The sequence below is a fragment of the Bifidobacterium sp. LCP19S3_E9 genome, assembly GCF_052121135.1.
GTDB lineage: Bacteria > Actinomycetota > Actinomycetes > Actinomycetales > Bifidobacteriaceae > Bifidobacterium > Bifidobacterium thermacidophilum.
Window position 1 is genome coordinate 102,810 of record NZ_JBQKEV010000003.1, and the last position, 25,717, is coordinate 128,526.

Consider the following 25,717-nt stretch of genomic DNA (forward strand, 5'->3'; position numbering starts at 1 on the left):
GATATGGGGGTTCGTAAGTCCCTCTTGTTTGCCGTATTGTTCATGAGAAAAGGAAGATGGAGCGACGTCAGCGTCTCCACAGGCACGATGTCGATTCGTCGAGAAGATGACAGTGAACAGACGTCGTTGAGGGGTAAGACGATGAAACACATACATTTGCATGGCACAAGAAGCCGCAGGGACTTGGCCCGGGTTGTGTTAGCTGCGCTCCTGACAGTCACCATGACCGGCGGCATCGGATACGCGGCCGCCTCCACCGCCACCGCCGAAGGGACGACAGGAGACCTGACGGTGCAGCCGTCCATCAGCAAGTACGTCAACAAAATCGCCGGCGGCGATGGCGACCAGTACGAACTGCACCTGACCGCCTCCGGAGACACCGCGTCATCGTCGACTACCACCGCCACGCCCGCAGACATCGTGATCGTCGCGGATAAATCCGGAAGTATGAAAGGTAACCGGGACGCGAACTCCCAGAATGCGGTGGACGCGTTGGCAAAGAAGCTGCTGACCGCGCAGAACGAGGGACTACCTGAAAACCAGCAGATCCGCATGGCTGTCGTGACCTTCAGTACAAAGGCACAGCTGCAGCAGGGATTCACCACCGATGCCCAAAAAATCACCAAGGCGATGACGCAAGAGCCTGGCGGCGGAACCAACTGGGAAGCGGCATTGGCTCAGGCGAACCGGCTTGACGGCCGCCAAGGCGTGAACAAGTACATCATCTTCTTGTCCGACGGCGACCCGACGTACCGCACCACATCGCGCAGCGCATGTTTTTCTTACGACTGGTCGGGGGATAAGTGGCAACTCCAATCCGCCTATAGCACTGAAGCATCATGCACCGACCAGGGCTACTGGTACTGGGGCCAGTGGTACGGGTACCAGTGGTTGACGGATCACGATGATAAACGCCCTGCCGTGTCCGGCGTGCATGGGCACGGCAATAGTGACGAATATGGATTCAACTACGAGGCTGCGGTCACCGAAGCTAACAAGCGAGGCGACGCTGCACTGTACGTCGTGCAAACCTCGGCGGATGCCACGGATATGTCCAGTTTCGCGAAGGATGCGAATGCCGAGACCAGAGAGGAATACGATGGCACGGATGCCAAGAATCTCGCCAATGCGTTCGACGCGATTTACACGAGCATCACCTCAACCGCCACGGTCAATGTCTTCTCCATCAGCGACACACTTTCCCAATGGGTAGACCCGGTCGATTTCGCCGGAGTATCTAGCGGGAAGGATATCACACAATACGTGACCGCTCGAAACGGCGACGACGAGCTGACCGGATACCGAGCGGTTTACAACGTGGATTCCTCCGGCTCGCGCACGGTGACGGTCACCTTCAACGGGAACACCGGTATCACGGCGGGAAAATCCGATCACATTGATATTTCCTTCAAAATCAAACCCAGCGATGCCGCCTACAGTGACTATGCACAGAAGATGGCGAGTAAGAAAACCTACCCGAATGTTGGCGAAGCTGGCACCGGGCAGACCTCGGCCGGTAAACAAGGGTATTATTCCAACGACGACGCACAGATGAGTTATTGCGCCCTGCTGAATGTCGATGGAACGACGAGATGTGGCACGCCGCAGCCGCAAACCATCAACTACCTGCATCCGGTTGTGCAAGTCCAACTCGGCAGCATCGTCATCACCAAACATTGGTCTGACGGCGCAGACAAGCATGCCAAAGATTCGGTGACGGTCCAATTGCAGCGTTCCGCGGAAGGCAAGCCTGCTGAGAATAAGCCTGCTGAAAAGGTGGGCGACCCAATCACGCTTAACCACGACAACAACTGGACTGCGCGGGTCGATGGCCTGTTGCCCGGATACACGTACACCGTGGTCGAAACCTCGAATAACGACCGGTATGCGGTCACCTACCAGTATGGCGGGGACTCATCGGCGAACGGTGCCGAACTGACCAAGCAGATGGTCTGGGGTAACTCCGGCATCCTGCGAGCCGATATCACCAACACTTTGGAAACCGCTTCCTTGAGCAAGGAAGCCATCAAAGTGAAGAAGGTGATTGACGGGCGCGATTGGCGCGATAGCGACGAGTTCAAGTTCACGCTGACACCCAAGGATCCGAACACCCCCACTCCGATGCCGGCGGGATGCGCGAGCAAGGAACCCTGCACGGTGACCGTGGACTCCAACAGTCCCGACCATACGAAGGCATTCGGCAATATCACGTACGAGGCAGGCGATCACGACTACCACTACTACGTGACTGAACAATCGGAGGCCGTGCCGGCGATGCATTATTCGCAGGCCCGTTACGAGATTGTGGTGCATGTCGGGAACACCGGGAACACCGGTGGCACGTGGACTGCCCAAGTGTCCTCGATCAAACAGTTGACGGATGACAACGGCAACAAACCCAGCCAATCAGGCACGAATGCGCCTATGCCGATGACCTTCACCAACAAATACACCGCGGTAGCGTCCCTGCCGTTGACTGGCGGCGCCACGGCGCGAACATGGCTGCTGACCAGTGGAAGTCTCGGCGTTCTTGCCCTGCTGTTGCTTGTCGGTTTGGCCGTGAAACGCGAGACATCGCTCATATGAACAACATCTACAGGATTTGCTGGCGTGCAACAGGCAGGAATGCCTGTTGCACGAACCAGAACAGTGGTTGCGGGTCGCAGGAATAGATGTCGTTTCAGCTTCCCGTGTTAGCCAACAACAATCACATACAAAGGAGAGGAGATTCTCATGAAAATGAGAACGCTTTTCGCAGGCATTGTCGCTGCTGCGACGATGCTGGGGGGTATGGCGGTGGTCGCTACCAGCGCCCAAGCCGCTGACGTGACTATCACTGTGAATAACTCGCAGTCTGGCCATACCTATACGCCATACAAGTTCGCCAACTTGAAGGTTGATACGAACGACACTTCCAAGGTGGAAGTCACCACTGTTGAAGGATGGTCTGATGCGGTCAAGACCGCTGCAGGACTTGACGCCGCAGGGAATGCAACCGATGCGAACAAGAAGCTGTATGCCAGCAATCCTGCTGCGTATGTGGCTACCTTCAATGCAGAGCAATTGCGTGGGTTCGCTCAGAAGCTTTCGGCAACCGGCAAGACTGCAGACGGCACTGCTACTTCTGGAACCGATGGCCAGTCAGCAAGCATTCCTGTCTCCGGTGAAGGCTGGTACCTCGTTACCGATTCCTTCACAAAGGACGGGAATCCCACGACCGGTATCAACGCGATTGTCGCCACTACAATCAACGGTCGTACTGGTGATTTCAAGATCGTAGGCGATGCTGGCACCGGCCACGGCAATATCCAGGCATTGGGCCAATTCAACGCCAAGAATGAGAATGCCCCTCAGCCGCCGACCAAGGAAGTCAAGCTCGGCACTGTTGATGTCAACGGCAAGAGTGCGAGCGTGGGCGACACCCTCAGCTTCACCATTAAGGTTCCGGTTCCGGCCAATGCGGCTGGCTACGATAAGTATCCGTTTACGATTATCGATACTGCGTCCAAGGGCCTGAAAATGCCGTCCACAAGTGAATACAAGATCACTGATGCCGACAAGAACGACATCACCAGTCTGTTCACCATCACTCCGAGCGGTGATGCGGCAAACGGCACCACGACGACGTTCAAGGTCACCGATCCGACGAACACGCCGAAGTATGCCGGCCAGACTCTCGTGGTTACCTACAACGCTACGGTCACCAAGGATGCCATTAATGCTGGCTCCGTGGACAACTCCGCGACCATCACCACCAACAACGGCGTCTCCGGCAACGGCACGACCAAGGTCTACAACTATGGCTTCAGCCTGACGAAGAAGAACAAGGATGGAGACACCCTCAAGGGGGCCGTGTTCCAGCTGTACGACAAATCCGGCAACAGCCCCATCGGTTCCACGGTCTCCACCGGTGACACCGGCAAGGCCGCATGGAGCGGTCTCGCCGCGGGAACTTACACCGTCAAGGAGACCAAGGCTCCTGCCGGGTATTCGCAGCAGTTCCTGCCGACGTTCAAAGTGACCATCACCCAGAACCAGAACGACCCTGCGAAGGCTACGGTGACCATTGAAGGCGATACCTTCGGCCTGGCCACCGAATCCAATGGCGACATCACCGTCCTCAACGTGAAGAACGCCTCGCAGCTGCCGTTGACCGGTGCCGCCGGCACGGCGATGTTCACCGTCGTGGCGCTTCTGGTCGCCGCGGCTGGCGTGACTCTTGCTGTGAAGTCGCGCCAGCGTGTGCACTGACCTGAGTGCGCAGGCCCCGGTCCCGTAACCCCTTCCCGCGGAACCGGGGTGACACCCCCGAGACTGCCGACTCATGGATGACACGCCATGGGTCGGCAGTCTTGATTTCCCGCTTCAGCTGGCCCCAGGTGGCGACTCTCGTAACAGCTGATTTCGTGTGGCGCATCCACCAATGTCAATCAATGCCCGCCAATGAGGGGGGCAGAATCGGGGGCACCTAGCGAGCTTCCACCTTTATAATCGCTTGCAACTCGTACGAAGCCGCAATCGGTACAGCGTACAGGGGGGAGGCGATTATGGCACGAAGCGGAGGAAGATTCAGCGACGAGGAAATCATGCAATTGCGCAAGCTTCCCTCGGTCGCCAATGTCACGCATGATCGCATCACCTACTCGGATACATTCCGCCACGTGTGCGTCATCCGGTATCTTGCCGGGGAATCACCCACCAAAATCTTCAGAGAAGCCGGCCTGCCGCCGGAACTCATCGGGTACAAGCGCATCGAGCGTTGCGTGGCCAGATGGAAGGAATCGGCCATGAAAACCGTGAAAGCCAGTGAAGACATGAGTAACAGCGAAGTCATCGCGCGTCTTGTCAAACGCTATGAGCATGCGCTGGCCGTGCGGCAGAGCCTCGACCAGCGCCTCGACCAGAGCTTTGACCATATCGCCGGCAGCCCTGCAGCGCCATCACCCGCACTGCCGGCCCGGCGGCCAGCGGCGCAACGGAACGATCCAGAAACCCGAACCGAGGGAAGTCGCGATCCGGCGCCCGACGACGTTTCCGATCTGATTATCAAACAGCAGGCTCGCCGCATCAATGAGCTTGAGCGCATGAACGACGCCCTGCGCAGCAAGATCCATGGCGGCAGACGCGGAGGGGATGCCCGAGCCCCGCAATGATGCGATGGGCGGCGATCAAGAGTAGGGTTGAACATATTATGACCTCTTGTGAACATTCTTCTTCCGCCGGCAACGCATCCGGCAACGCATCCGGCAATGTGAAGACCGGCAACGTCCCCGGTGATTCTTCCCGCATCGCATCCGTCGAAAGCCTGGACAAGGGCAATCAGATGGAGCGCGGGCTGACCAACCGCCACGTGCAGTTCATCGCCATCGGCGGCACCATCGGCACGGGCCTGTTCCTCGGCTCCGGCAAGTCCATCGCATTCACTGGCCCGAGCATCGTCCTCGTGTATATCGCGGTCGGCGCAATCATGTTCCTGCTCATGCGCGCCATCGGCGAAATGATGTACCGCGACCCCAGCCAGCACACCTTCATCAACTTCATCGACCGGTATCTCGGCCGCGGCTGGGGCAGATTCGCCGGCTGGTCGTACTGGATCGTCCTCGTGCTCATCGGCATGACTGAAATCACCGCGGTCAGCACGTATTTCGTCACCTTCTTCCGCACCTTCGGTATCGAGCTGGGCGCTTGGAAATGGCTGATTGAGCTGTGTTTCCTTGCGGCGCTCACCACCATCAACCTCATCGCCGTCAAAGCGTTCGGCGAAGCGGAATTCTGGTTCTCGATGATCAAGATCACGCTTATCGTCGCGATGATCGTCACCGCCGTCGTCATGGTGGTCATCCACTACCACTACCCGTCCGTCCACATCCCCGGCTCGGACGGCGTCAACCCCGCCGGGCACGCCGGCTTCGACAACCTGTGGAACGGCTTCTCCTTCGCGCCCAACGGCTGGCTAGCCTTCCTCATGAGCTTTCAGATGGTGTTCTTCGCCTACGAAATGATTGAATTTGTCGGCGTCACCGTCTCCGAAACCCAGAACCCGCGTAAAGTGCTGCCGAAGGCAATCAACGAGATCATCATGCGCGTGCTTATCTTCTACGTGGGCGCGCTACTGGCGATCATGGTCATCGTGCCGTGGCGCAGCTTCAAGCCCAACGCCGACGGTTCCTTCGCCTCGCCGTTCATCATGGTGTTCCGCTACGCGGGCCTCGACTGGGCCGCGGCGCTCGTGTTCTTCGTCGTGATCACCGCCGCGTCCAGTGCGCTCAACTCGCTGCTCTACTCGGCCGGACGCCACCTGTACCAGCTCGCCGTGGACTCGCCGTCGCCGCAGCTCAGCAAGCTTGGTGTCGTCTCAAGCCGCCGTGTGCCGGCCCGCGCGATTCTCGTATCCGCCGCGCTGATTCTCCTGTCGCCGATCATCAACGCGTTCCCGAAGATGTCCAGTGCATTCGTGCTGTTCGCCAGTGCCTCCAGCGCGGTGATCATCTTCATCTACATCCTCACGATGATCGCGCACGAACGGTATCGTCGCTCGCCGGACTTCATCGCCGACGGCTTCCTGATGCCCGCCTACCGGTTCACCGATGCGCTCGCGATTGCGTTCTTCGTGTTCGTGTACGTGACGCTGTTCCTCGCTGCGGACACGCGCGGCCCGGCCGTCGCCGGACTGGTGTGGCTGCTGGTGTTCGGCGGGTACTGCCTGCTGCACGAGCGCTACCAGAACCGCGACTTGCAGGAGGCGCTGCGGTAGGCGGTCGTGGTGCTGTGGGCTGGTGCGCTGCGGCTTGCGGCTTGCTGATGGGGCCGGTGGACTGATTTGGGCTGACTGGTCGGCTGTGTCGAACGGAATGTATGCGGTCGGCGGTCCCAGCCGGCAATCTGCGTTAACCTTAACCCGTGATTTGCATAAGTCCTAACCCATGATTTGCATAAATGCACTCAGTGATCGACGGGTATCCCGCGTATCTGTGGTGCCTTACGAAACGCAACTTCCTGAACCGGATGGGCAAGGGCCTGATTCTACATGCGGCGGTGGCGGCAATCAGCGTTGAGTGACCGCCACCGCACATGCTTGGGCGGCGCGCTCAGTGCAGGTAATCTGCCGCATTCGTCGGGCTTGACGGTACGGCATGGCCTTCGGTCACCGTGCCCAGCCCGGACAGGTACGCCTCGCGTCCCGCCTCAATCGCATGCTTGAACGCCCTCGCCATGAGCGGGATGTTGCCGGCGCTCGCGATGGCCGTGTACGCCATCACCGCGTCCGCGCCCATCTCCATCGCTTCGGCCGCCTGACTCGGCCGGCCGATTCCGGCGTCGATAATCACCGGCACGTGCGCGTTGGCGATGATCACTTCGATGAAATCACGCATCCGCAGCCCTTTGTTCGAGCCGATCAGCGAGCCGAGCGGCATGACGCACGCGGCGCCCGCCTCCTCGAGTTGCCGTGCGGCAATGGGGTCGGGGAACATGTACGGCATGACGACGAATCCTTCATTGGCGAGGATTTCCGTGGCTTTGATGGTTTCTCGGTTGTCCGGCAGCAGATATTTCGTCTCATGTTCGATTTCGATTTTCACGAAATCCGTCTGGCATACTTCGCGGGCGAGCCGGGCGATGCGTACCGCGTCTTTTGCGTTGCGCGCGCCGGATGTGTTCGGCAGCATCGTGATGCCCTTGGGAATGTAGTCGAGCAGGTTGTTGTCGGTGGTGCGGCAGCGGCGCAACGCCATGGTGACGATCTGCGTGCCTGCGTTCTCGATGGTCGCCTTGATGAGATTCAGATCGTATCGTCCAGATCCCAGGATGAACCGGCTGGTGAACTTGTGCCCGCCCAGGATCAACGGGTCGGATTCGCCGGTGGCGATGGAATCGTAGGCGTGTGCGTCCGGCTCGGGCAGGATCGCGGTGTTGGTCGCGGTGCCGACCAGTTCGTCGAGACTGGGTTCGGCGTTGTTTTGCGCTGTTGCGTTGTCGGTTGTAGTACTCATGAGTGTGCTCCTGTGTCTGAGTTGGTGGCGTATGCGTGCCCGCCGGTGTGCCGTTTGTGACGAACCGGCAGGCACGCGTACAGGCCGCGATTATGCGTCCTCTTCGCCGAGGATCAGCCGCGTGATCATGTTGGCTTCATGACAGGCGACCACGCCGACGCGCGGCGCCATCAGCCCGGCTCCCGGCTTGGGTGCGGTCTCCCCATCGCCGCAGAAGTAGAAGTTCCTGGACACCCGCTTGGTGTGTACGAGGTTCGAGCTGCGGTAGCCCGCCATGCCGCTGGCGGACACGAGTTTCTTGTCCGGCAGATTTTCGAGCACCGCGTTGACGAGCATGGTCTTGTTTTCCGGCACGTCGAACGCCTCGCAGATGATGTCCTCATGCTCGAACAGGGTCGGCACGTTCTCATCGGTGACTTTCACAGTGTCGATGGTGATGTCGGTGAACGGGTTGATCTGCTTGAGGTTCGCCTGCAGCGCCTCGGTTTTGTACTGGCCGAGATCCTTGAGGAAGTACTGCTGACGGTTGAGGTTAGTCATGTCGACGCGGTCGAAGTCGATCAGGTGCAGATGCCCGACCCCGATGCGCGTCAGCGCGACGGCGATGGTCGATCCGAGCCCGCCGAGCCCGCAAATCGCCACATGCGCGGCGTCGAGCTTGTCTTGCGTGGCGGCGGTGTGCCGGTCGAGCAGGGCCGCACGGATCTCCTCGCGGCTGACGAGTGTGGTCGGGTCGGGCAGGCTGTCGAAGGCCTGCTGTCGTGCGGCGGTCTGTTCGGGGGTCGCTGAGAGTGTGCATGTCATAGTGTGCTCTGGTGGTTGAAATGGATATAACAGTGATTGGTGAAGTGTATTGATTCCTCGGTGAATAATGCCAAGGCCGCTGTGTGGCGGGCCTGCCGCCGCAGGCTGGGCTCAGCCGCCCTGCACGAAAGCGACGATTTCGACGGTGTCGCCGTCGTGCAGCATGACTTCGCTGCGTTTGTTGCGTGGCACGATGTCGCCGTTGAGCTCGACGGCCACGCGTTCGGGGCGAAGCCCGCGTTCTTCGATGAGCTCTGTGACACTGATTGGCGCCTCCAGCGTCTCGCGCTGTCCGTTGACGATCATGATAATCCTCCCGTCGTGCTGTCCGCCCATGCTGGTTGCCGGTGAGGCGGCGACCATGTGTCACCTGCTGCCAGTCGAGCGTGGCAGGACAAACAAAAACGGGTCAGTGGAAGAAATCGTACCTATTGGGCGGTGCGCTCCTTCATGACCCGGTCATGCTTGTTCTGTTATTCGGTTGTTTCACGAACAGGATCCGTCTGATTCGTGTTCGGCACGATGATGATGGCGCCGCACTTGCGACGGGGAAGGAAGCGTATGCACGCCGTCCGACCGTCGGTCGAATCATCGGGGATTGGGCAAACGCCAAGGGGAATCGCGGAACGAACAATCGCATACTTACGGCGGCATTACCCGCATCAAGTTGACGGTCGAAGTCGTAGCTTCCTCTCAGCCCTTGCGGGCTCCCGTTCGGTTGTGAGGCCATCCTAGGCAACGCCCCCGGACAAGCGCGGACCGGTGGGCGGCGTGGCCGCACGCTTGGAGGTTGACGGATTGTCCGACGTCGTGGTGACAGTGGTGATATGAGTTTCGATGATGGACAAGAACGCCGCGAACACAATCGTGCGATGGTGGACAAATACCTGCATTCCGGACACGGCGATGCGCTGCTGCACCGGCATAAACTGTTCTGCGAAGACGGGATTTCCGGATTGTGGACATCGGATTCCGGTGAGCCGGTCTTCGCTCAGGGGCGCGAGAATATCGCGAAATACGACGTGTGGTCATCCGAGCATTTCCCCGATTGGACATGGAGCAATATCACTATTTGGACAACGGACGATCCGGACCGTGTGTGGGCCGAGTGCGATGGCGAGGGCAATATCAATCTGCCTGGCCATGACCTGGTGTTCTACCGCAATCATTTCATTTATTCGTTCGAAATGCGAGACGGGCTGATCTACCGCGAACGCGAGTTCATGAATCCGATTGTCGAGATGCGGGCGCTGGGCATGCAGACCCCGACGATTGAACTCGGTGATTTCCCGAGCGACTGAGCGGGGCGGAACGCACGGCGGCGTGTCGCAGCGACGGGCGGCGTCTGGAGGCGTCGCTTGGAGGCGGCGCGGAAACAGCGGAAGAACGGCGAGGTGAGACGAATGGGCGAGATGGATAATCGGAGCGTTCTAGGCGATACTGGCGATTTGAGTGCGGTGAACGGCGCGCGTAACGCGAAGGGTGAACGTGACGCGAATGTCGGCCGTGATCTGCGCAGCGTACGCGACGGGCGACTTGCAGGATTTGAGATTCCGCGCATCGGCATGGGGGCGATGGCGCTCGCGATTGAGGGGCGTCCGGATCGTGAGACCGCCATTGAGACGATTCATGCGGCGCTTGACGAAGGTGTCCGATATTTGGACACGGCATGGTCATATTATCTGCCCAGCCGTCCGGGAACCGGCGAGCCGGAAGACCTCGGGTATGGCGAGCGGTTGGTTCGTGACGCGCTCGCTTCGTGGGATGGCCCTCGTGAACGCGTTCTGGTCGCCACGAAAACCGGGTATCGGCGAACTTGCGAGGCGGTTGCGGCCGGCGGGGATACCGGGGCTTCCGGTGCTTCTGGGGCCTCCGCAACTGATGTTTCCCGTAAAACACCCGACGCGAAGAACGCCGTCGAACCGTCCCGCCAGCTTTTGCAGGCCGCAGGCAGCCGTTATGGCTGGATGGCGGATTCACGGCCGGAGACCATGATTCGTGACGCGAAGGAATCGGCGGCGCATCTCGGGGTAGAGGCGCTTGATTTGTTGTATTCGCACGGTCCGGACCCGGCGGTGCCGTACGCCGACCAGGTCGGAGCGCTGCGCGATTTGCTGGATGCGGGCGTCATCAGATATGCCGGAATCTCGCGCGTGAACCGCGAACAGATTGATATCGCGCGGGGCATACTTGGCGACAAGCTGATCGCCGTGCAAAATCAGTTCTCGCCGTCACACCCTGACCCGGAACATACGTTGGAATACTGTGAACAGCTTGGATTGGCGTTCGTGTGCTGGAGTCCGCTCGGTGGCTTCCTCGATCCGGTCGATCAGCATGCCTACGACCAGTTCCGCGAGGTCGCCGCGAAACTCGGTGTCTCCCACCAGCGGGTGACGCTCGCCTGGGAACTGGCGCAATACCCGCGTCTGTTCACCATCCCCAGCGCTCGCAATCCGCAGGAAATCCACGATTCCTTCGCCGCCACGCGGCTCGAACTCACCCCGGACGACCTCGCCCTCCTCAACGCTTCCGTCGCCGCCCGCCGGCAGACGATGGCTGCTGGAATGTGATGCTCTGGTTTGCTAGTCACGGTCGTGCGTAATCTGAGGGAATGCTGCGACTTTACTGATGGGTGTGTTTCTGCCATATTTGCCACGAGTATAGAAAAGTATCGCAGTGTATAGCTATAGGAATGTATAGCGCCGTATAGCGGCGTATAAGTCCGTATAAATCAGGATGTTCTGCCTGCCGGCCGCCGGTTTGCCGGAAACGCCGCTCTCAATCGCAACTGAACATCATCGCTCGTCGGAACCGCGCAGCACCGCACAATCAGCCCGGAAATCATCACGGAAACGAACATTTTGATTGTTCGCATGTGACGCCACTCACATTCCTGCGCCCGCGGAAAAAGCCTGATACAGTCGTGCGGGCAGGGATGCGGAGGTGTTAACCGAACATCTCTGCACTCGCTGCGGAGAGGAAGTTATGGCAATCACCACCCAGCCGATTTCACCATCATCCACCCGTCCGTCCGGCGCTGCACCCGTCGCGCCAAATCCGGCGGCCCGCACCCCGAGTCGCCTTGACAATCGTTGGATGCGCGCGGTCGTCCCCGCGCTGCTCATCCACATCTCCATCGGCACGGTCTACTGCTGGAGCGTGTTCAAACAGCTCATCGCCGACCAGATGCACGTCGCGCCGAGCACCATCGAATGGGGCTTCTCGCTCGCGATCTTCTTCCTCGGCATGTCCGCCGCGTTCTTGGGGCCGGTCGTGGAAAAGGACATCCGCCGCTCCGCGCTGATCAGCCTGGTCTGCTTTGTCGCCGGATTCGCCGGCACGGGCGCAAGTATCGCCGCCGGTTGGCTCCCCGGCGTGTTCATCTGCTATGGCGCGATTATGGGCGTCGGTCTGGGTGTCGGCTATCTTACGCCGGTCAAGAACCTCATGTTGTGGTTCTCCGACAACAAAGGCCTGGCCACGGGCATCGCGGTCGCTGGCTTCGGCCTCGCCAAGGCAATCGCCAGCCCGGTGATGACCTGGCTCATCGCCTCCGTCGGTCTTGTGAACATGTTCTACGTGCTTGCCGTGGTGTACGCGATCATGATGTTCGCCGGATTCCTGCTGATTCGCCGCCCCGCAGGCTACGTGTACTCGGCAGCCGCGCGTGTCAGGCGTCGCGCGGTGATGCGTCGACCTGTGTTCTGGGCGATCTGGCTTGCCTTCTATCTCAATATCACGTGCGGACTCGCGCTGATTTCGCAGGAAAAGGACATTCTGCATGATGCGCTTGCGGTGATGCCGCGCTTCGCCGGGCTTGATGCTGCTGCGTTTGCGACTGCGACCGCCGGCGTAATCAGCACGGTGCTGGCGGTTGACGCGGTGTTCAACGCGGTCGGCCGACTGGGCTTCTCCACGCTGTCCGACCACTGCCGTCGCCGGGAAACCAGCTACGTGGTGATTTTCGTGATGTCGGTCGTCGTCTGCCTGCTGCAGGTGGTGTTCCATTCAATTGACAACGGCACGTTGTGGATGATTCTCGTGATGCTGTTCTTGGTCAACGCGGGCTACGGCGGCGGTTTCTCCACGCTGCCGGTGCTGTTGGAGCAGCATTTCGGCATGTCTTCGGTTTCGACCGTGCACGGGCTCGCGCTGAGCGCATGGGCGTTCGCCGGATTGTCCGGCAATCAGCTGGCGTCCTTCGTGGTCACGCATGCCGCCGACCAATCGCACCGCTACGCTGGCCTGATTCCGGTGCTCGCCGTGTTGTACGCGGTCGCATTGGTGGCGATCCTGTTGGTCATGCGTGATCGCAAGTCCGCGGATGAGCGCGATGTCGTGAACGTCGCGGCGTGAATGTCGTGAATGCCGGAACTGGCGCCGGTGGCCGTTCGCGGTCGTCGGCGCTCGCCCGGTAACAACTGACAGGCCGTCTGTACCCCGTACTTTGCGGGATGCAGACGGCCTGTCGAATATGTGACGCGATTTCCGCGCGCTGTCTGGGCTGCGAAAACCACAAGCGACGTCAGCGGTACACCGCGAAACCGGCGGTGAAGCTGATCTTCTTCTGCACGGCGAGGGCCAGCTGCAGGAATCCGAAGGCTTCAAGCTCGCGCGCACGCTTCAGGGCGCCCGCGTCGATGGCGTCGAGACCGCCCGCCTTCACCAGGTCGATGAACGCGGCCTTGGCGGCATCGTCATCACCGGCGACCAGCACGGTGGACTGGGCGTCGCCGGTCTTCTTGGAGGCGATGTTCGCGGCGAACACGGTGTTGAACGCCTTGAGCACGTGCGACTTGGGGAGTTTGGCCTGCAATTCGGCGGCTGCGGAGCTGTCGGCCGGCACGACGAGCGAATCGAAGGTGGAGAAGTCCAGCGGGTTGGTGATATCGACGACGGTCTTGCCTTCCAGCTGGTCGCCGTACTGCTCGGCGATGGATGCGAGGGCCGGGTAGGGGACGACGAGCACGACGATGTCGCCCTCGATGGTCGGGTTCTCGGAGTGCGAATCGAGTGACTGGACGGTTGCGCCGGCGTCCTCGAAGACGCTCTTGATTGCGGTGCCCATGTTGCCGGTACCGAAAATCGTGATGGTTGCCATGGTGGTTCCTTTCGTGTCGGCGGATGTGTGCCGCCCGCTGTGTTTCTGGTTGCGGTGTGTCCGCGGTGGTCTTGCGTCCACTGTGTCGGCCGCTTTGCTTGTGCTTGCTTGTTGTTGCTTGTGTCCGTCGCGCAAACTGCTGAATGACGTCACGCGCCGCTGGAGCATCCTCGTGCTCGCCACCCTGCTGGACGGGGCGTTGCGCTTCGGGCAGATTCGTGAGCGGGTTGATGGCATCAGCGACCGTATGCTGTCCGCGACGTTGGGTGCGCTCGCAGAAGACCGGTTGATTGTCAAGGATGACGCCGACGGAACGTATGCGCTGACCGAGCCTGGGTGTCAGATTGCCCGGCAGAGCCTCGACCTGTTCGACAGCCTCTATCTCGCGCTTGATGAGATCGTCAACGCCCGGCAGGCGGGGAGCGGTGCGGCTGGGGCGTCGGCTGGGGTGGTGGCGCCGGATGATGTTGCTGGATCGTCGGATGGCGCGGCTGGGGCGCCCGCTGGTGCGACTAGTTGATTCCATGGTTGCCGGCGTCGTTGTGTGAGGAATTCCTCGCACAACGACCACCTTCGCGGCCGGCTCTCCGTATCCGGGCCGCCGACGCCGTCGTCGCGTGAGCGGATCATCGCATAATGACCATTTCCCGGGCCAAATCTCCGGCCCCGGATTGTCCGTCTGGCCACTATGTGAGCTCATCCTCACGCAGCGGCACCTGATTCGGTTTCCCGCGCAGCATATTATCCATCGTCAATATTTGACACAGTAAAATATGAAGAGTATAAACAGTCCGGAGTGATACAGGAAACCGGAAAGGAGCTTGCTGTGGCATTTGAAGATGACGCGCTCGAACGCATGCATGCCATCATGTCCGGAAGCCATTCGGCCATGATGGACCATATGAATCGCGTCCATCGTGGCGAGCCGGCAGTGATGCGCGAACTGGCAACCCAAGGCGCATGCACGCCGGGCCACCTTGCCGAAGTGACCCGCAACAGCCCGGGCCGTATCTCGGCGATTCTCGCGGCACTGGAGAAAAAGGGCTGGGCGACCCGCACGGTAGATCCGGAAAACCGTCGGCGGGTTATCGTGCGCATCACCCCGGAGGGCCGCAAGTTGGTTGCGTTCCACCGGCAGATGAGAGAGGAACGGCTGCGCTGGATCTTCGGGCAGATGGGGGAGCGCGGCACCGCGGAATTCCTGGATTTGCTCGCGCAGTTCATGGTCTACACCAGCCTGTGCGGCCCAGATGCCCAAGCCCCCGATGAGGCGGCGATCGCCAAGGCTTTCGAAGACAACGGCCTGCAATATCGGCCGGCGGAAGACCGCGAGAACATCAAACTGACGGCAGCCCGGCCGGAAGAATACCCATTCGCCGATACGGGCACCGCTGCCGACACCGCCACGCCCGCCGATCAAGACGCCGCCGCACCTGCCTCCGCGTCCACACGCGAATAACCCGTTCAACAATCAACACCGGTTCCCGTATCCGAAAGGACCAATTGTGATACGAATCTGCAAATACCTCTCCAAGGCCGAATGGTTCCAGCTGTTCGTCGGCCTGCTGTTCATCGTCGCCGGCGTCTGGCTCCAGCTCAAGCTGCCCGATTACATGGCCGACATCACCCGGCTTGTGGAAACCCCGAACAGCGAAATGCACGACGTGTGGGTCGCCGGCGGCAAGATGCTCGCCGTGGCGCTCGGCGCCATGCTCACGACCGTCGCGGTCGGTTTCATCACCGCACGCGTATCCGCATCCTTCACCCAGCGTCTGCGCTCCATGCAGTTCCGCCGCGTGGAGTCCTTCGGTCCCGAGGAGCTGAACCGCTTCTCCACTGCGAGCCTTATCACCCGCTCCACCAATGATGTCACCCAGATCCAGATGTTCCTCACCATGGGCCTGCTCATGCTCGTGCAGTCGCCGATCATGGCCGTGTGGGCAATCGCCAAGATCGCCGGCAAAGGTGTCGAATGGACGGCCGCGACAGGCGTGTCGCTCGTGCTGGTCATGGGCGCCGTCGCCATCATCATGGCCATGGTCATGCCGAAATTCCGCAGCATGCAGGCCCTGACCGACAACATCAACCGTGTGGCCCGCGAGAACCTCACCGGCCTGCGCGTGGTGCGCGCCTACAACGCCGAGGACTACCAGCAAGGCAAGTTCGACAAGGCGAACCGCGACCTGACCGACACCCAGCTGTTCACCAACCGCGCGATGTCCGTCATGATGCCGCTCATGAATACCGTCATGAACGGCCTGACCCTCGCCGTGTACTGGATCGGCGCGTACCTCATCGACGCGGCCGGCCTCATGGACAAGCTCACGCTGTTTTCCAACATGGTCGTGTTCTCCAGCTACGCCATCCAGGTCATCATGAGCTTCCTCATGATGAGCATGGTGTTCGTGCTGTGGCCGCGCGCGGATGTCTCGGCCAAGCGCATCCTCGAGGTGCTCGACACCGAGCCGCATGTCACCGACGGCACACGCACGGAGGGTGCGAAGAACGCGGACGGCACGCCGGTGCGCGGACGTGTGGAATTCCGCGACGTGAGCTTCACCTACCCCGATGCGCGCGAACCCATGCTCGAACACGTGAGCTTCACCGCACAGCCCGGCCAGACCGTCGCCTTCATCGGCTCCACCGGCTCCGGCAAGACCACGCTTGTGAACCTCGTGCCGCGTTTTTATGACGCCACCGGCGGCCAGGTGCTCGTCGACGGCGTGGACGTGAAGGACTACACATTGCAGTCGCTACGCGACAAGATCGGCTATGTGCCGCAGCAGTCCGTGATGTTCAAGGGAACCGTCGCCTCGAACGTGGCGTTCGGCGACAAAAGCCAGGCCGGCGTACTGCCGGCGGGCGAGAGCATGACGGACGTCGAGATCGCCGACACCTCCACCCCGCAGGGGCGTGCACGCGAAAAGGCGCTGCTCGCGGAATCCGAGCACGGCACTACGCTGAGCGAGGCGCAGATGGAAGACGTACGCCAGGCCGTGGCCGTCGCGAAGGCCGATGAATTCGTCACCCGCATGGACGGCACCTACGAGGCGCCGATCGCCCAGGGCGGCACGAACGTGTCCGGCGGGCAGAAGCAGCGCCTGTCGATCGCGCGGGCCGTATGGCGGCACCCTGAAATCCTCGTCTTCGACGATTCCTTCTCCGCGCTTGACTTCCGCACCGACCACGATGTGCGCGAGGCGCTCGCCCGCGAGGCCGGGGACGCGACGAAACTCATCGTCGCCCAGCGCATCGGCACGATCATGGACGCCGACCGGATCATCGTGCTTGACCAAGGGCGCGTCGTGGGCCAAGGCACGCACAAGGAACTGCTGCGTGACTGCGAAGTCTACCGCCAGATCGCCGAAAGCCAGCTGAGCGAAGCCGAACTCGCCTCCTGACGCCGACGGCGCGTGACACAACCGGCGCGAATCGCCGGAGCTGCTATCTTTCTTAGCTTTCCTGAAAGGAACATTCACATGCCAGGACCAATGGGTCACGGGCCGGGAGCCCGGGGCGCGGCCGAAAAGCCGCAGGATTTCAATGCCGTCATGGGCAAGCTCGCGCACTACAGCAAACGCTACCTGCCCGCCATCATCATCGCGCTCGTTCTGGGCGCGTTCGGCACGGTCTGCCAGATCGTCGGACCGGATAAGCTCAAGGACATCACCAACGAGATCACCAAGGGCCTGCCCGCCATCGTGCACGGCAGGCCGGTGCTCAACAGCATCGACCTGGACGCCGTCACTCATATCGGGTTCACCCTGGTCGCGCTGTACGTCGGGTACGCGCTGCTCAGCTACGCGCAAAGCTGGATCATGGCCACCATCAGCCAGCGGACCGCGCAAAGCCTGCGTGATGACATCTCCAAGAAGATCAATCGCCTGCCGCTGCGCTATTTCGACAACACCAGCTATGGCGACGTGCTCAGCCGCATCACCAACGATGTCGACGCCATCGGCCAGACGCTGGGGCAGAGCCTCGGCGCGCTCGTCACATCGATCACGCTGTTCGTCGGCGCGCTCGTCATGATGTTCGCCAACAACGTCACGCTGACGCTGACCGCCATCGGCGTGAGCATCATCGGTCTCGTGCTCATGATGCTCATCATGCGCTTCTCGCAGAAGTACTTCGCCCAGCAGCAGCTCGCGCTCGGCCAGACCAACGGGCATGTGGAGGAGATGTACGCCGGTCACGTGATCGTCAAGGCCTACTCCGGCGAAGCGGATTCGATCCGCCAGTTCGAACGCTACAACGACAGCCTGTACGAATCCGGATGGAAATCGCAGTTCCTGTCGGGCCTCATGATGCCGTTCATGACCTTCATCGGCAACCTCGGCTACGTGGCCGTATGCGTGGTCGGCGCGGCGCTCGCGATGGACGGGCGCATCGAGTTCGGCGTCATCGTGGCGTTCATGATGTACATCCGCCTGTTCACGCAGCCGCTCGCCCAGTTCGCGCAGGCCATGCAGAACCTGCAGCGGTGCGGTGCGGCGTCGGAGCGCGTGTTCGGCTTCCTCGAGGAGCCGGAGATGAGCGTCGACGCGACCGGCAGCTTCGCCGAGCATCGCGCCCAGATCGAGGCGGCACAAGGCCATGCACACGCCAGTGACGCGTTGGGCGACCGGGCCCGCGGCGACGTGGACTTCGACCATGTGCGCTTCGGCTACAAGCCCGACACGCCGGTCATCCATGATTTCAGCGCCAGCGTGAAAGCCGGGCAGAAAGTCGCGATCGTCGGGCCGACGGGTGCCGGCAAGACCACGATGGTCAACCTGCTCATGCGCTTCTACGAGCTGGATGGCGGCGAAATCCGCATCGACGGCGTGCCGACGGCGTCCATCCCGCGCTCCGAGGTGCACCGCCAGTTCTCCATGGTGTTGCAAGACACCTGGGTGTTCCAGGGCACTGTGCGCGACAACATCGTGTACGACAAGCAGGGCGTGACCGACGAGCAGGTGCGGGCCGCCGCGAAGGCAGTAGGACTTGACCGCTTCATCGAATCACTGCCGGAAGGCTATGACACCGTGCTTGACGACAAGGCCGCGCTGTCCGCTGGGCAGAAGCAGCTGCTCACCATCGCCCGCGCGATGGTGCAGGACGCGCCGATTCTGATTCTCGACGAGGCGACGTCATCGGTGGATACGCGTACTGAGGAGCTCATACAGAAGGCCATGGACCAGTTGACTGTCGGCCGTACGAGCTTCGTGATCGCTCACCGCCTGAGCACGATTCGCAACGCGGACATGATTCTCGTTATGAACCACGGCGACATCATCGAACGTGGCACGCATCAGGAACTGCTCGACAAGGGCGGCTTCTACGCCGACCTGTACAACAGCCAGTTCGCCTCGCTCGTCGCGTGAGGTGCAGGACGGGGTGTCGAGTCCGGTGCCTTGCGTTTGATGCCGCGTGTTTGGCGTCTCGCGTTTAGCGTTGTTTTCATCGTCCCTTATTATCACTTAGTTACTAAGTGATAATAAGGGACGATGTCATTATCAGTTACCGGCTAAGTGATAATAAGCGCGAATTGGGGGTCGCTGTGTGAGGATTGGCTCGCACGGTGGTGCTCCCGGACATTGATGCCGGCTTCGGAGCATAAGCCCGGGGTCAGTATGTGAGGATTGGCTCGCAATCTGGCGGGTTGGGCGGTCGGGTTTGGTGATTTGGTTTGGTCGGGGGTCATCGTGTGAGGATTTCCTCGCATGGTGGCGGTGCTGATGGTTCGGGTCGTGCGGTCTGGTCGGTGAGACGGTCGTTGTGGCACCGCGTCCACGCCCGCGTTACCGACAACCGCACGTACCCCCGCGCCAATACGCAGGCAACATGATGATCACCTGAAGAGCCCGCGCCTGAAACCTTCGCACCTCCTCAGAGCAACCCAGCAAAACCGCACAATTCCGACGATTTCACCCCACGGTGTCCACATTGTGGACATAAATCGTCTCAGGATGAGGTTATCGAAAAGTTCAATATAAGGACAAGCCATTTACATATCCGCAATCCTCGCGTATAAAAGGAACCCAGCAATAGATTGAGACGAGGTTTACTCGAGTAAGGCCAAAAGCCCGAAGAACCTTTGCCTGACGGCGTTTGACGGATTCACCCGATCACGTGTCGCGCGCGTCTGTGGCATTCAGAATCAGCATTTCATGCGACATTCTGACGAATTCTCACGATTATTCCCAGAATCTTTTGTAGAGAGGAAGATTCCTGATGAACGCAAAGTTCTTCGGCAAGACGACCGCCATCGCGGCGGCCGCGGCCATGATGATGTCCATGGCGGCCTGCTCCGGTGGCAGCATGGACGATTCCAGCAACTCCGCCGGCGCAGCCAGCGGCAACACGATCACGCTCGGCAGCATCACCACGAATTCCGGCACCGCCGCAGCGTACGGCGAGGCTGAGCTCAAGGGCTTCAAGCTGGCGATCAGCGAGATCAACGCCAAGGGCGGCCTGAACGGCAAGAAGATCAAGCTGGAAAGCATGGATGACAAGGGCGACGCCACCGAAGCGTCAAACGCCTTCAACAAGCTGGCCGGCGACAACAGTGTGCTCGCCGTGCTCGGCCCGACGATCTCCTCGACCACCGCGGCCGTCGCGCCTCTGGCCGACCAGTCGAAGCTCCCGGCCATCGCACCGGCGGCGACCTCCGACTCCATCGCCACCGGCGGCTACCTGTTCCGCACCTGCTTCAAGGATTCCTATCAGGGTGAGATCGCGGCCAAGTTCGCCGCCGAGACCCTGAAGGTCAAGAAGGTCGCCGTGCTGTACGGCACCGGCGACCCGTACTCCTCCGGCGTGGGCAAGGCCTTCGCCGCCGCGGCCAAGAAGGCCGGCCTCGACGTGGTCGACGAGGAGAACTCCTCCAGCGCCGACGACACCGAGTACTCCTCGCAGCTGCAGAAGATTCAGGCGTCCGGTGCTGAGTTCCTGTACGCGCCGTACTACTATTCGGTCGCTGGCCCGTACATCATCCCGCAGGCTCGTTCGCTCGGCTACAAGGGCTACGTCATGGGCCCCGATGGCTACGACGGCCTGAAGCTCACCGGCGACAAGTCCCAGTACGACAAGGTGCTGTACACCACGCACTATTCGCCTGACGACACCTCGAACAGCAAGGTGCAGGACTTCATCAAGTCCTACAAGAAGGCCAACAACAATCAGGAGCCGAACACCTTCACCGCACTCGCGTACGATTCCGTGTACATGTTCAAGCAGGCTTACGAGAAGGCCGGCAAGAACGCTACCCGCGAGCAGGTGCGCAACGCGATTTCCGGCATGTCATTCAGCGGCGTGACCGGCAAGTTCACGCTCGACAAGAAGGGTTCGCCGAACAAGTCCGTGATCGTTCTTGAGCTCAAGGACGGCAAGCCGACGTACCGCACCACCATCCAGCCGTCCACCAAGTGAGGCTGACTGCCGTGCGCGCCCGGAACCCCAAGGATTCCAAGGGGGATTCGAAAGGTGCAAACGGCAACAATCCCATGTGAAGGAGAGGGTCGATTCCGGCCCTCTCCATTCGCGTACTAGCGGCCTTTCCAGGCGGTGTCCCGCTTACACACAAATTTCTTTGCGCTTGCGTTCGTTGATTCACTGAGTCAGGAATTGGCGAGCATACCGATACACATTCACACACTGACACATTCACACACATTCACCCACATACACACACACGAAAGGAGGAATGATGAGCGGTTTCGTCATGTTCATCAGCCAGATTTTCAACGGCCTGAAGATCGGCAGCGTGTACGCGCTCGTGGCGCTCGGCTACACGATGGTCTACGGCATCATCCGACTGCTGAACTTCGCCCACGGCGACTTCATCATGATCGGCGCATATACGCTGATGCTCAGCATTCCAGCACTCGCCGTCATGGGCTTGCCCGCATGGACGGCTGTCATTCCCGCAACCTTGGTCTGCGCGCTGGTCGGCGTGCTCGTCGAACGCCTGGCGTACAAGCCGGTGCGCGAGAAGGGCAACAGCATGACCGCCCTGATCACCGCCATCGCCATGAGCTTGCTGCTTGAAAACGGCTCACAGGCGATTTTCGGCGCCGACTACAAGACCGTCCCCACTATCGTTTCGATTCCGACCCTGACGATCGGCCAGCTGAAGATTGACGGCGCGACCATCGTATCCATTGTGTTCGGCGTCATCATGATGGTCGCCATGCAGCTGTACGTCAAGCGCACGAAGCAAGGTAAGGCCATGCGCGCGGTGTCCGAAGACAAGGAAGCGTCCCTGCTCATGGGCATTAACGTGAACGGCACGATTACCCTGACCTTCGCCATCGGCTCGGGTCTCGCCGCCATCGCCGCGCTCATGTACTGCGTGTCCTACCCGCAGGTGTCCCCGACGATGGGCATGATGCTCGGCCTGAAAGCCTTCGTGGCGGCTGTGCTCGGCGGCATCGGCTCGATTCCTGGCGCTATGGTCGGCGGTTTGGCGATCGGCCTGATCGAAAGCCTGACAAAAGCCTATATCGGCACGATTACCGGCGGCGTGATCACGTCCGCGTTCTCCGACGCGATCGTGTTCGCAATCCTCATCATCGTGCTGCTCGTACGCCCGTCCGGCCTGATGGGCGAGCCTGAGACGGAGAAGGTGTGACGATGAAGAAATCCGCGCTTTCCATGAAACAGTCCTATATCGTGTGCGCTGTGGGTATCGCCGTGCTGTTCGGCCTGCTGATGGCGGTATGCGAATCCGGGGCCGCGAACACGTACATCAAGGGCATCCTGATGACCTGCTGCATCGCGGTCATCATGACCACGTCCCTGAACCTGACGGTCGGCGTGCTCGGCCAGCTGACACTCGGCTGCTGCGGTTTTGAGATGATCGGCGCCTACTCCGCAGCCCTGCTCAGCAAGCTGATTGTCGCCAAGGGCATCGCGATGGACCCGACCGCTCGCTTCCTGCTCACGATTTTCGTGGGCGCCGTGATCGCCTGCATTTTCGGCATTCTGGTCGGTATTCCGGCGCTGCGTCTGCATGGCGATTACCTGGCGATTATCACCCTCGGCTTCGGCGAGATTATCCGCGTCGTGCTGCAGAACATCCCCGCCGCCGGCGGTGTCGGCCTTGATAAGGGCCAGGCCGGTCAGGCGCTTATCGGCATCGACCGTATCGCCAACCTGTACGTGGTGTTCTGGATCACCGTGATTACTGTCGTGTTGCTGTTCATGTTCGCGCGTTCCCGCTACGGCCGTGCGGTCAAGGCGATTCGCGACGACGAGATCGCGGCCAGCGCATCCGGTTTGAACGTTACATACCTTAAGGTGCTCGTGTTCGCGATTTCCGCGTTCTTCGCAGGGCTCGCCGGCGGCATTTACGCGCAGTACATGGGTTCGCTCACCCCGGCGTACGCGGGCTGGCTGCAATCCACGAACTATGTGATCATGGTCGTGTTCGGCGGCATGGGTTCGCTCACCGGCTCAATCCTGTCGGCTATCGTGCTCACGATTCTGCCGGAGGCGCTGCGCGCGTTCTCCGACTACCGCATGCTCGCCTACTCGGTGGTGCTGGTTGTGTTCATGATCTTCCGCCCGCAAGGCATCTTCGGTTCGTGGGAGTTCTCGCTGCCGAAGCTCATCAACCGCATCGTCTACCGCAACGGTCGCGGCGGCGCGGCGAAAGCGGCCATCGCGGCAGAAACCGTGGAATCTGGCGACGTGACTGCAACAGCGGCCGCAGCGGAAACTGTGCAATCCGCACAATCCGCCGGAAAGGAGGCGTGAGATGACTGAACAACCGATTCTGCGCGCCGAGCATCTCGGCATCACCTTCGGTGGTCTGCGCGCTGTCGACGATTTCAACATGACCATCAACAAGGGCGAGCTTGTCGGCCTGATCGGCCCGAACGGCGCCGGCAAGACGACCGTGTTCAACCTGCTCACCGGCGTGTACAAGCCCACCGACGGCGAATTCTGGCTGGACGGCGAGAAAATGAACGGCAAGAAGACCTACCAGGTCGTGCGCGCCGGCATCGCCCGAACCTTCCAGAACATCCGCCTGTTCAAGCAGATGACCGTCGAGGAGAACGTGCTTGTCGCGTTCAACGAATCCTTCAGCTACCACATGGGTGGCGCGATCTTCCGCACCCCGCGTTTCTGGCGCGAGGAACGCGAGATGCACCAGAAAGCCATTGATTTGTTGCGGATTTTCAAGCTCGAAGGCCTCGCCCAGACGCAGGCGGCGAACCTGCCGTATGGCGCCCAGCGCAAGCTTGAAATCGCGCGTGCGCTCGCGACCGGCATGAAGCTGCTGCTGCTCGACGAGCCGGCTGCCGGCATGAACCCGACCGAGACTGAGGACCTGCTCGAATGCATCAACACGATCCGCGACCGGTTCGGTATCGCGATTCTGCTGATCGAGCATGATATGAGCCTCGTGATGAACGTGTGCCAGCGCATCCAGGTGCTTGATTACGGGCGCACGATTGCGTCTGGCCTGCCTGAGGAGATTGCGCACAACCCTCGCGTGATTTCCGCTTACCTTGGCAGTGACGAGGATGAGGATGACGCGGCTGATGAGGCTGAGGGCGATGCGGCTGCGGACGGTAACGCGGCTGACGGCAACGTAACCGATGGCAAGGAGGAGCACGATGCTTGATATCAAGAACCTGAGCGTATCCTACGGTGCCATCGACGCGGTCAAGGGCATCAGCCTGCATGTGGATGACGGCGAGATCGTGTCGCTGATCGGTGCGAACGGCGCCGGCAAGACCACGACCTTGCACACCATCACCGGGCTGGTTCCGGCGAAGTCCGGCAGTATCGTGTTCAACGGCCAGGACCTGCTGAAAACCAAGGCGAACAAGATTGTGACCCTCGGTATGGCGCATGTGCCTGAAGGCCGTCACGTGTTCACGCGTATGAGCGTGCAGGAGAACCTTGAAATGGGTGCGTACAGCCTCAAGGACACCTCGCATGTGGCTGAGGATCTGGACAAGGTGTACACGTATTTCCCGCGGCTCAAGGAGCGTCGTCGCCAGCTGGCGGGCACGCTCTCCGGCGGTGAACAGCAGATGGTCGCGATGGGCAGGGCGATGATGAGCCGGCCGAACACCATTCTGATGGACGAACCGTCGATGGGTCTGTCGCCGAAGCTGGTCAAGGAGATTTTCCGCATCATCGAAAAGCTGCACGATGAAGGCATCACTGTGTTGCTGGTCGAGCAGAACGCGAAAATGGCTCTGTCGATTGCAGACCGCGCGTATGTGCTGGAAACCGGACGCATCACCATGGAAGGCAAGGCCAGCGACCTGCTCCATGACGAGAAGGTGCGCAAGGCGTATCTCGGTGCGTGAGTGCCGTTTGCACTGATGGCCAGCGCAGACGTGTGAAGGGGAGCGACGGGGACCCTAGCGTGGGTTCCGGTCACTCCCCCTTGCTGTTGTTTGGGGGTTTAGGGGTCGTTTGGGTATTTGGGCGGTTGGGGGTTGCCGATTCTGTCCGTGGCGTGACTGCCCGGTCGCACCACACCGCACTACTCCTTGCACACATCGACCCATTCGTCGGCGCCGGAGACGTCGTAGAGTTCGTCGGGCGTGAGTTTCACCGCGCTGTGGTCGTCGCCGCCCGTGGGGTAGACGGTGTCGAATTCGCGCAGGCTGCGGTCAAGGTAGACGCGCATACCACCTATGATTCCGAGAAAGGCACCCTGTCCACCATCAGGTGAGGTATTTGGGAGCCAAGGTTATTGCTGAGAATCCTCGCAGGCGTTGCAATCTTTGTGCATTCGGCCCACCATACTCCGACTGCCGATTCTTCTCCGTTGAATGCCCATACCCGTCAGCAGCGAACGTGAATGCGCGAT

The 25,717-nt window shown here is 60.6% G+C and carries 21 protein-coding genes; 16 read left to right on the plus strand and 5 right to left on the minus strand.

The window, feature by feature from the left end; genetic code table 11:
* Positions 1–222: 222 nt before the first annotated feature.
* The 4 genes from ACTQYB_RS02360 (at position 223) to ACTQYB_RS02375 (ending at position 6,754) form a co-directional block, all read left to right on the plus strand.
* Positions 223–2,586 carry a DUF7604 domain-containing protein gene (locus ACTQYB_RS02360; protein WP_441481762.1) on the plus strand — a complete coding sequence of 788 codons (2,364 nt, stop codon included), beginning with the start codon at positions 223–225 and terminating at the stop codon, positions 2,584–2,586.
* A 147-nt stretch (positions 2,587–2,733) separates the two neighbouring features.
* Positions 2,734–4,251, plus strand: coding sequence for a SpaA isopeptide-forming pilin-related protein (locus tag ACTQYB_RS02365; RefSeq protein WP_441481763.1), 1,518 nt, complete (start codon positions 2,734–2,736; stop codon positions 4,249–4,251).
* A gap of 296 nt (positions 4,252–4,547) precedes the next feature.
* Positions 4,548–5,153, plus strand: coding sequence for an HTH domain-containing protein (locus tag ACTQYB_RS02370; protein WP_441481764.1), 606 nt, complete (start codon positions 4,548–4,550; stop codon positions 5,151–5,153).
* Between the two features lie 38 nt (positions 5,154–5,191).
* The gene (locus tag ACTQYB_RS02375; RefSeq protein ID WP_033506624.1) at positions 5,192–6,754 is read left to right on the plus strand and encodes an amino acid permease; all 1,563 of its coding nucleotides are present in this window, start codon (positions 5,192–5,194) and stop codon (positions 6,752–6,754) included.
* 334 nt (positions 6,755–7,088) lie between these two features.
* Here the strand turns inward: ACTQYB_RS02375 and ACTQYB_RS02380 are convergent, their stop codons facing one another.
* From ACTQYB_RS02380 to thiS, 3 genes are all read right to left on the minus strand, one after another.
* Positions 7,089–7,991: a thiazole synthase gene (locus ACTQYB_RS02380; protein WP_081666370.1), complete on the minus strand. Its 903-nt coding sequence runs from the start codon at positions 7,989–7,991 to the stop codon at positions 7,089–7,091.
* A gap of 90 nt (positions 7,992–8,081) precedes the next feature.
* On the minus strand, positions 8,082–8,795 hold the full coding sequence (gene thiF / locus ACTQYB_RS02385; protein ID WP_273302791.1) for a sulfur carrier protein ThiS adenylyltransferase ThiF: 714 nt from the start codon (positions 8,793–8,795) through the stop codon (positions 8,082–8,084).
* A 111-nt stretch (positions 8,796–8,906) separates the two neighbouring features.
* The gene (gene thiS, locus ACTQYB_RS02390) at positions 8,907–9,101 is read right to left on the minus strand and encodes a sulfur carrier protein ThiS (protein WP_033506561.1); all 195 of its coding nucleotides are present in this window, start codon (positions 9,099–9,101) and stop codon (positions 8,907–8,909) included.
* A 521-nt stretch (positions 9,102–9,622) separates the two neighbouring features.
* Here thiS and ACTQYB_RS02395 point away from each other — a divergent pair.
* The 3 genes from ACTQYB_RS02395 (at position 9,623) to ACTQYB_RS02405 (ending at position 13,151) form a co-directional block, all read left to right on the plus strand.
* The gene (locus ACTQYB_RS02395) at positions 9,623–10,096 is read left to right on the plus strand and encodes a PhzA/PhzB family protein (RefSeq protein ID WP_441481765.1); all 474 of its coding nucleotides are present in this window, start codon (positions 9,623–9,625) and stop codon (positions 10,094–10,096) included.
* 264 nt (positions 10,097–10,360) lie between these two features.
* Positions 10,361–11,365 (plus strand): aldo/keto reductase, encoded by a 1,005-nt coding sequence (locus tag ACTQYB_RS02400; protein WP_441481809.1) that lies wholly within the window; start codon positions 10,361–10,363, stop codon positions 11,363–11,365.
* A gap of 526 nt (positions 11,366–11,891) precedes the next feature.
* Positions 11,892–13,151, plus strand: a complete 1,260-nt coding sequence (locus ACTQYB_RS02405) for an OFA family MFS transporter (protein WP_441481810.1) — start codon at positions 11,892–11,894, stop codon at positions 13,149–13,151.
* Between the two features lie 169 nt (positions 13,152–13,320).
* Here the strand turns inward: ACTQYB_RS02405 and ACTQYB_RS02410 are convergent, their stop codons facing one another.
* Positions 13,321–13,896 carry an NADPH-dependent F420 reductase gene (locus ACTQYB_RS02410; RefSeq protein ID WP_441481766.1) on the minus strand — a complete coding sequence of 192 codons (576 nt, stop codon included), beginning with the start codon at positions 13,894–13,896 and terminating at the stop codon, positions 13,321–13,323.
* Between ACTQYB_RS02410 and ACTQYB_RS02415 the strand changes: the two genes are divergently transcribed.
* The 9 genes from ACTQYB_RS02415 to ACTQYB_RS02455 all read left to right on the plus strand — a co-directional run bounded on the left by ACTQYB_RS02415 (position 13,895) and on the right by ACTQYB_RS02455 (position 25,208).
* On the plus strand, positions 13,895–14,416 hold the full coding sequence (locus tag ACTQYB_RS02415) for a winged helix-turn-helix transcriptional regulator (protein ID WP_441495900.1): 522 nt from the start codon (positions 13,895–13,897) through the stop codon (positions 14,414–14,416). The genes ACTQYB_RS02410 and ACTQYB_RS02415 overlap by 2 nt on opposite strands.
* Before the next feature lie 306 nt (positions 14,417–14,722).
* On the plus strand, positions 14,723–15,355 hold the full coding sequence (locus ACTQYB_RS02420) for a MarR family winged helix-turn-helix transcriptional regulator (protein ID WP_441481768.1): 633 nt from the start codon (positions 14,723–14,725) through the stop codon (positions 15,353–15,355).
* Positions 15,356–15,401: 46 nt separating this feature from the next.
* Entirely contained in the window at positions 15,402–17,297 is a 1,896-nt protein-coding gene (locus tag ACTQYB_RS02425; RefSeq protein WP_441481769.1) for an ABC transporter ATP-binding protein, read from the plus strand.
* Positions 17,298–17,387: 90 nt separating this feature from the next.
* Positions 17,388–19,262, plus strand: a complete 1,875-nt coding sequence (locus tag ACTQYB_RS02430; RefSeq protein WP_441481811.1) for an ABC transporter ATP-binding protein — start codon at positions 17,388–17,390, stop codon at positions 19,260–19,262.
* Positions 19,263–20,112: 850 nt separating this feature from the next.
* Entirely contained in the window at positions 20,113–21,309 is a 1,197-nt protein-coding gene (locus ACTQYB_RS02435) for an ABC transporter substrate-binding protein (protein WP_015449690.1), read from the plus strand.
* Between the two features lie 277 nt (positions 21,310–21,586).
* Complete coding sequence (locus tag ACTQYB_RS02440; RefSeq protein WP_441481812.1) at positions 21,587–22,510, plus strand: branched-chain amino acid ABC transporter permease; 924 nt, start codon at positions 21,587–21,589, stop codon at positions 22,508–22,510.
* Positions 22,511–22,512: 2 nt separating this feature from the next.
* Positions 22,513–23,637: a branched-chain amino acid ABC transporter permease gene (locus tag ACTQYB_RS02445; protein WP_033506575.1), complete on the plus strand. Its 1,125-nt coding sequence runs from the start codon at positions 22,513–22,515 to the stop codon at positions 23,635–23,637.
* A 1-nt stretch (position 23,638) separates the two neighbouring features.
* The gene (locus tag ACTQYB_RS02450) at positions 23,639–24,511 is read left to right on the plus strand and encodes an ABC transporter ATP-binding protein (protein ID WP_033506577.1); all 873 of its coding nucleotides are present in this window, start codon (positions 23,639–23,641) and stop codon (positions 24,509–24,511) included.
* Positions 24,504–25,208 carry an ABC transporter ATP-binding protein gene (locus ACTQYB_RS02455; protein ID WP_033506578.1) on the plus strand — a complete coding sequence of 235 codons (705 nt, stop codon included), beginning with the start codon at positions 24,504–24,506 and terminating at the stop codon, positions 25,206–25,208. The genes ACTQYB_RS02450 and ACTQYB_RS02455 overlap by 8 nt, the downstream gene beginning before the upstream one ends.
* A 179-nt stretch (positions 25,209–25,387) precedes the next feature.
* On the opposite strand, the gene ACTQYB_RS02460 is transcribed toward ACTQYB_RS02455, so the two are convergent.
* Positions 25,388–25,534: a hypothetical protein gene (locus tag ACTQYB_RS02460; RefSeq protein ID WP_441481770.1), complete on the minus strand. Its 147-nt coding sequence runs from the start codon at positions 25,532–25,534 to the stop codon at positions 25,388–25,390.
* Positions 25,535–25,717: the final 183 nt, after the last annotated feature.

Bases quoted from the DNA above. Each gene is read 5' to 3' on its own strand.
- ACTQYB_RS02415 (WP_441495900.1), top strand. From the start codon at position 13,895: ATGGTGGTTCCTTTCGTGTCGGCGGATGTGTGCCGCCCGCTGTGTTTC.
- ACTQYB_RS02430 (WP_441481811.1), top strand. From the start codon at position 17,388: ATGGGTCACGGGCCGGGAGCCCGGGGCGCGGCCGAAAAGCCGCAGGAT.
- ACTQYB_RS02365 (WP_441481763.1), top strand. From the start codon at position 2,734: ATGAAAATGAGAACGCTTTTCGCAGGCATTGTCGCTGCTGCGACGATG.
- ACTQYB_RS02460 (WP_441481770.1), bottom strand. From the start codon at position 25,534: ATGCGCGTCTACCTTGACCGCAGCCTGCGCGAATTCGACACCGTCTAC.
- thiF (WP_273302791.1), bottom strand. From the start codon at position 8,795: ATGACATGCACACTCTCAGCGACCCCCGAACAGACCGCCGCACGACAG.
- ACTQYB_RS02380 (WP_081666370.1), bottom strand. From the start codon at position 7,991: ATGAGTACTACAACCGACAACGCAACAGCGCAAAACAACGCCGAACCC.
- ACTQYB_RS02435 (WP_015449690.1), top strand. From the start codon at position 20,113: ATGAACGCAAAGTTCTTCGGCAAGACGACCGCCATCGCGGCGGCCGCG.
- thiS (WP_033506561.1), bottom strand. From the start codon at position 9,101: ATGATCGTCAACGGACAGCGCGAGACGCTGGAGGCGCCAATCAGTGTC.
- ACTQYB_RS02395 (WP_441481765.1), top strand. From the start codon at position 9,623: ATGAGTTTCGATGATGGACAAGAACGCCGCGAACACAATCGTGCGATG.
- ACTQYB_RS02445 (WP_033506575.1), top strand. From the start codon at position 22,513: ATGAAGAAATCCGCGCTTTCCATGAAACAGTCCTATATCGTGTGCGCT.
- ACTQYB_RS02450 (WP_033506577.1), top strand. From the start codon at position 23,639: ATGACTGAACAACCGATTCTGCGCGCCGAGCATCTCGGCATCACCTTC.
- ACTQYB_RS02455 (WP_033506578.1), top strand. From the start codon at position 24,504: ATGCTTGATATCAAGAACCTGAGCGTATCCTACGGTGCCATCGACGCG.
- ACTQYB_RS02375 (WP_033506624.1), top strand. From the start codon at position 5,192: ATGACCTCTTGTGAACATTCTTCTTCCGCCGGCAACGCATCCGGCAAC.
- ACTQYB_RS02360 (WP_441481762.1), top strand. From the start codon at position 223: ATGACCGGCGGCATCGGATACGCGGCCGCCTCCACCGCCACCGCCGAA.
- ACTQYB_RS02410 (WP_441481766.1), bottom strand. From the start codon at position 13,896: ATGGCAACCATCACGATTTTCGGTACCGGCAACATGGGCACCGCAATC.
- ACTQYB_RS02440 (WP_441481812.1), top strand. From the start codon at position 21,587: ATGAGCGGTTTCGTCATGTTCATCAGCCAGATTTTCAACGGCCTGAAG.
- ACTQYB_RS02370 (WP_441481764.1), top strand. From the start codon at position 4,548: ATGGCACGAAGCGGAGGAAGATTCAGCGACGAGGAAATCATGCAATTG.
- ACTQYB_RS02400 (WP_441481809.1), top strand. From the start codon at position 10,361: ATGGGGGCGATGGCGCTCGCGATTGAGGGGCGTCCGGATCGTGAGACC.
- ACTQYB_RS02405 (WP_441481810.1), top strand. From the start codon at position 11,892: ATGCGCGCGGTCGTCCCCGCGCTGCTCATCCACATCTCCATCGGCACG.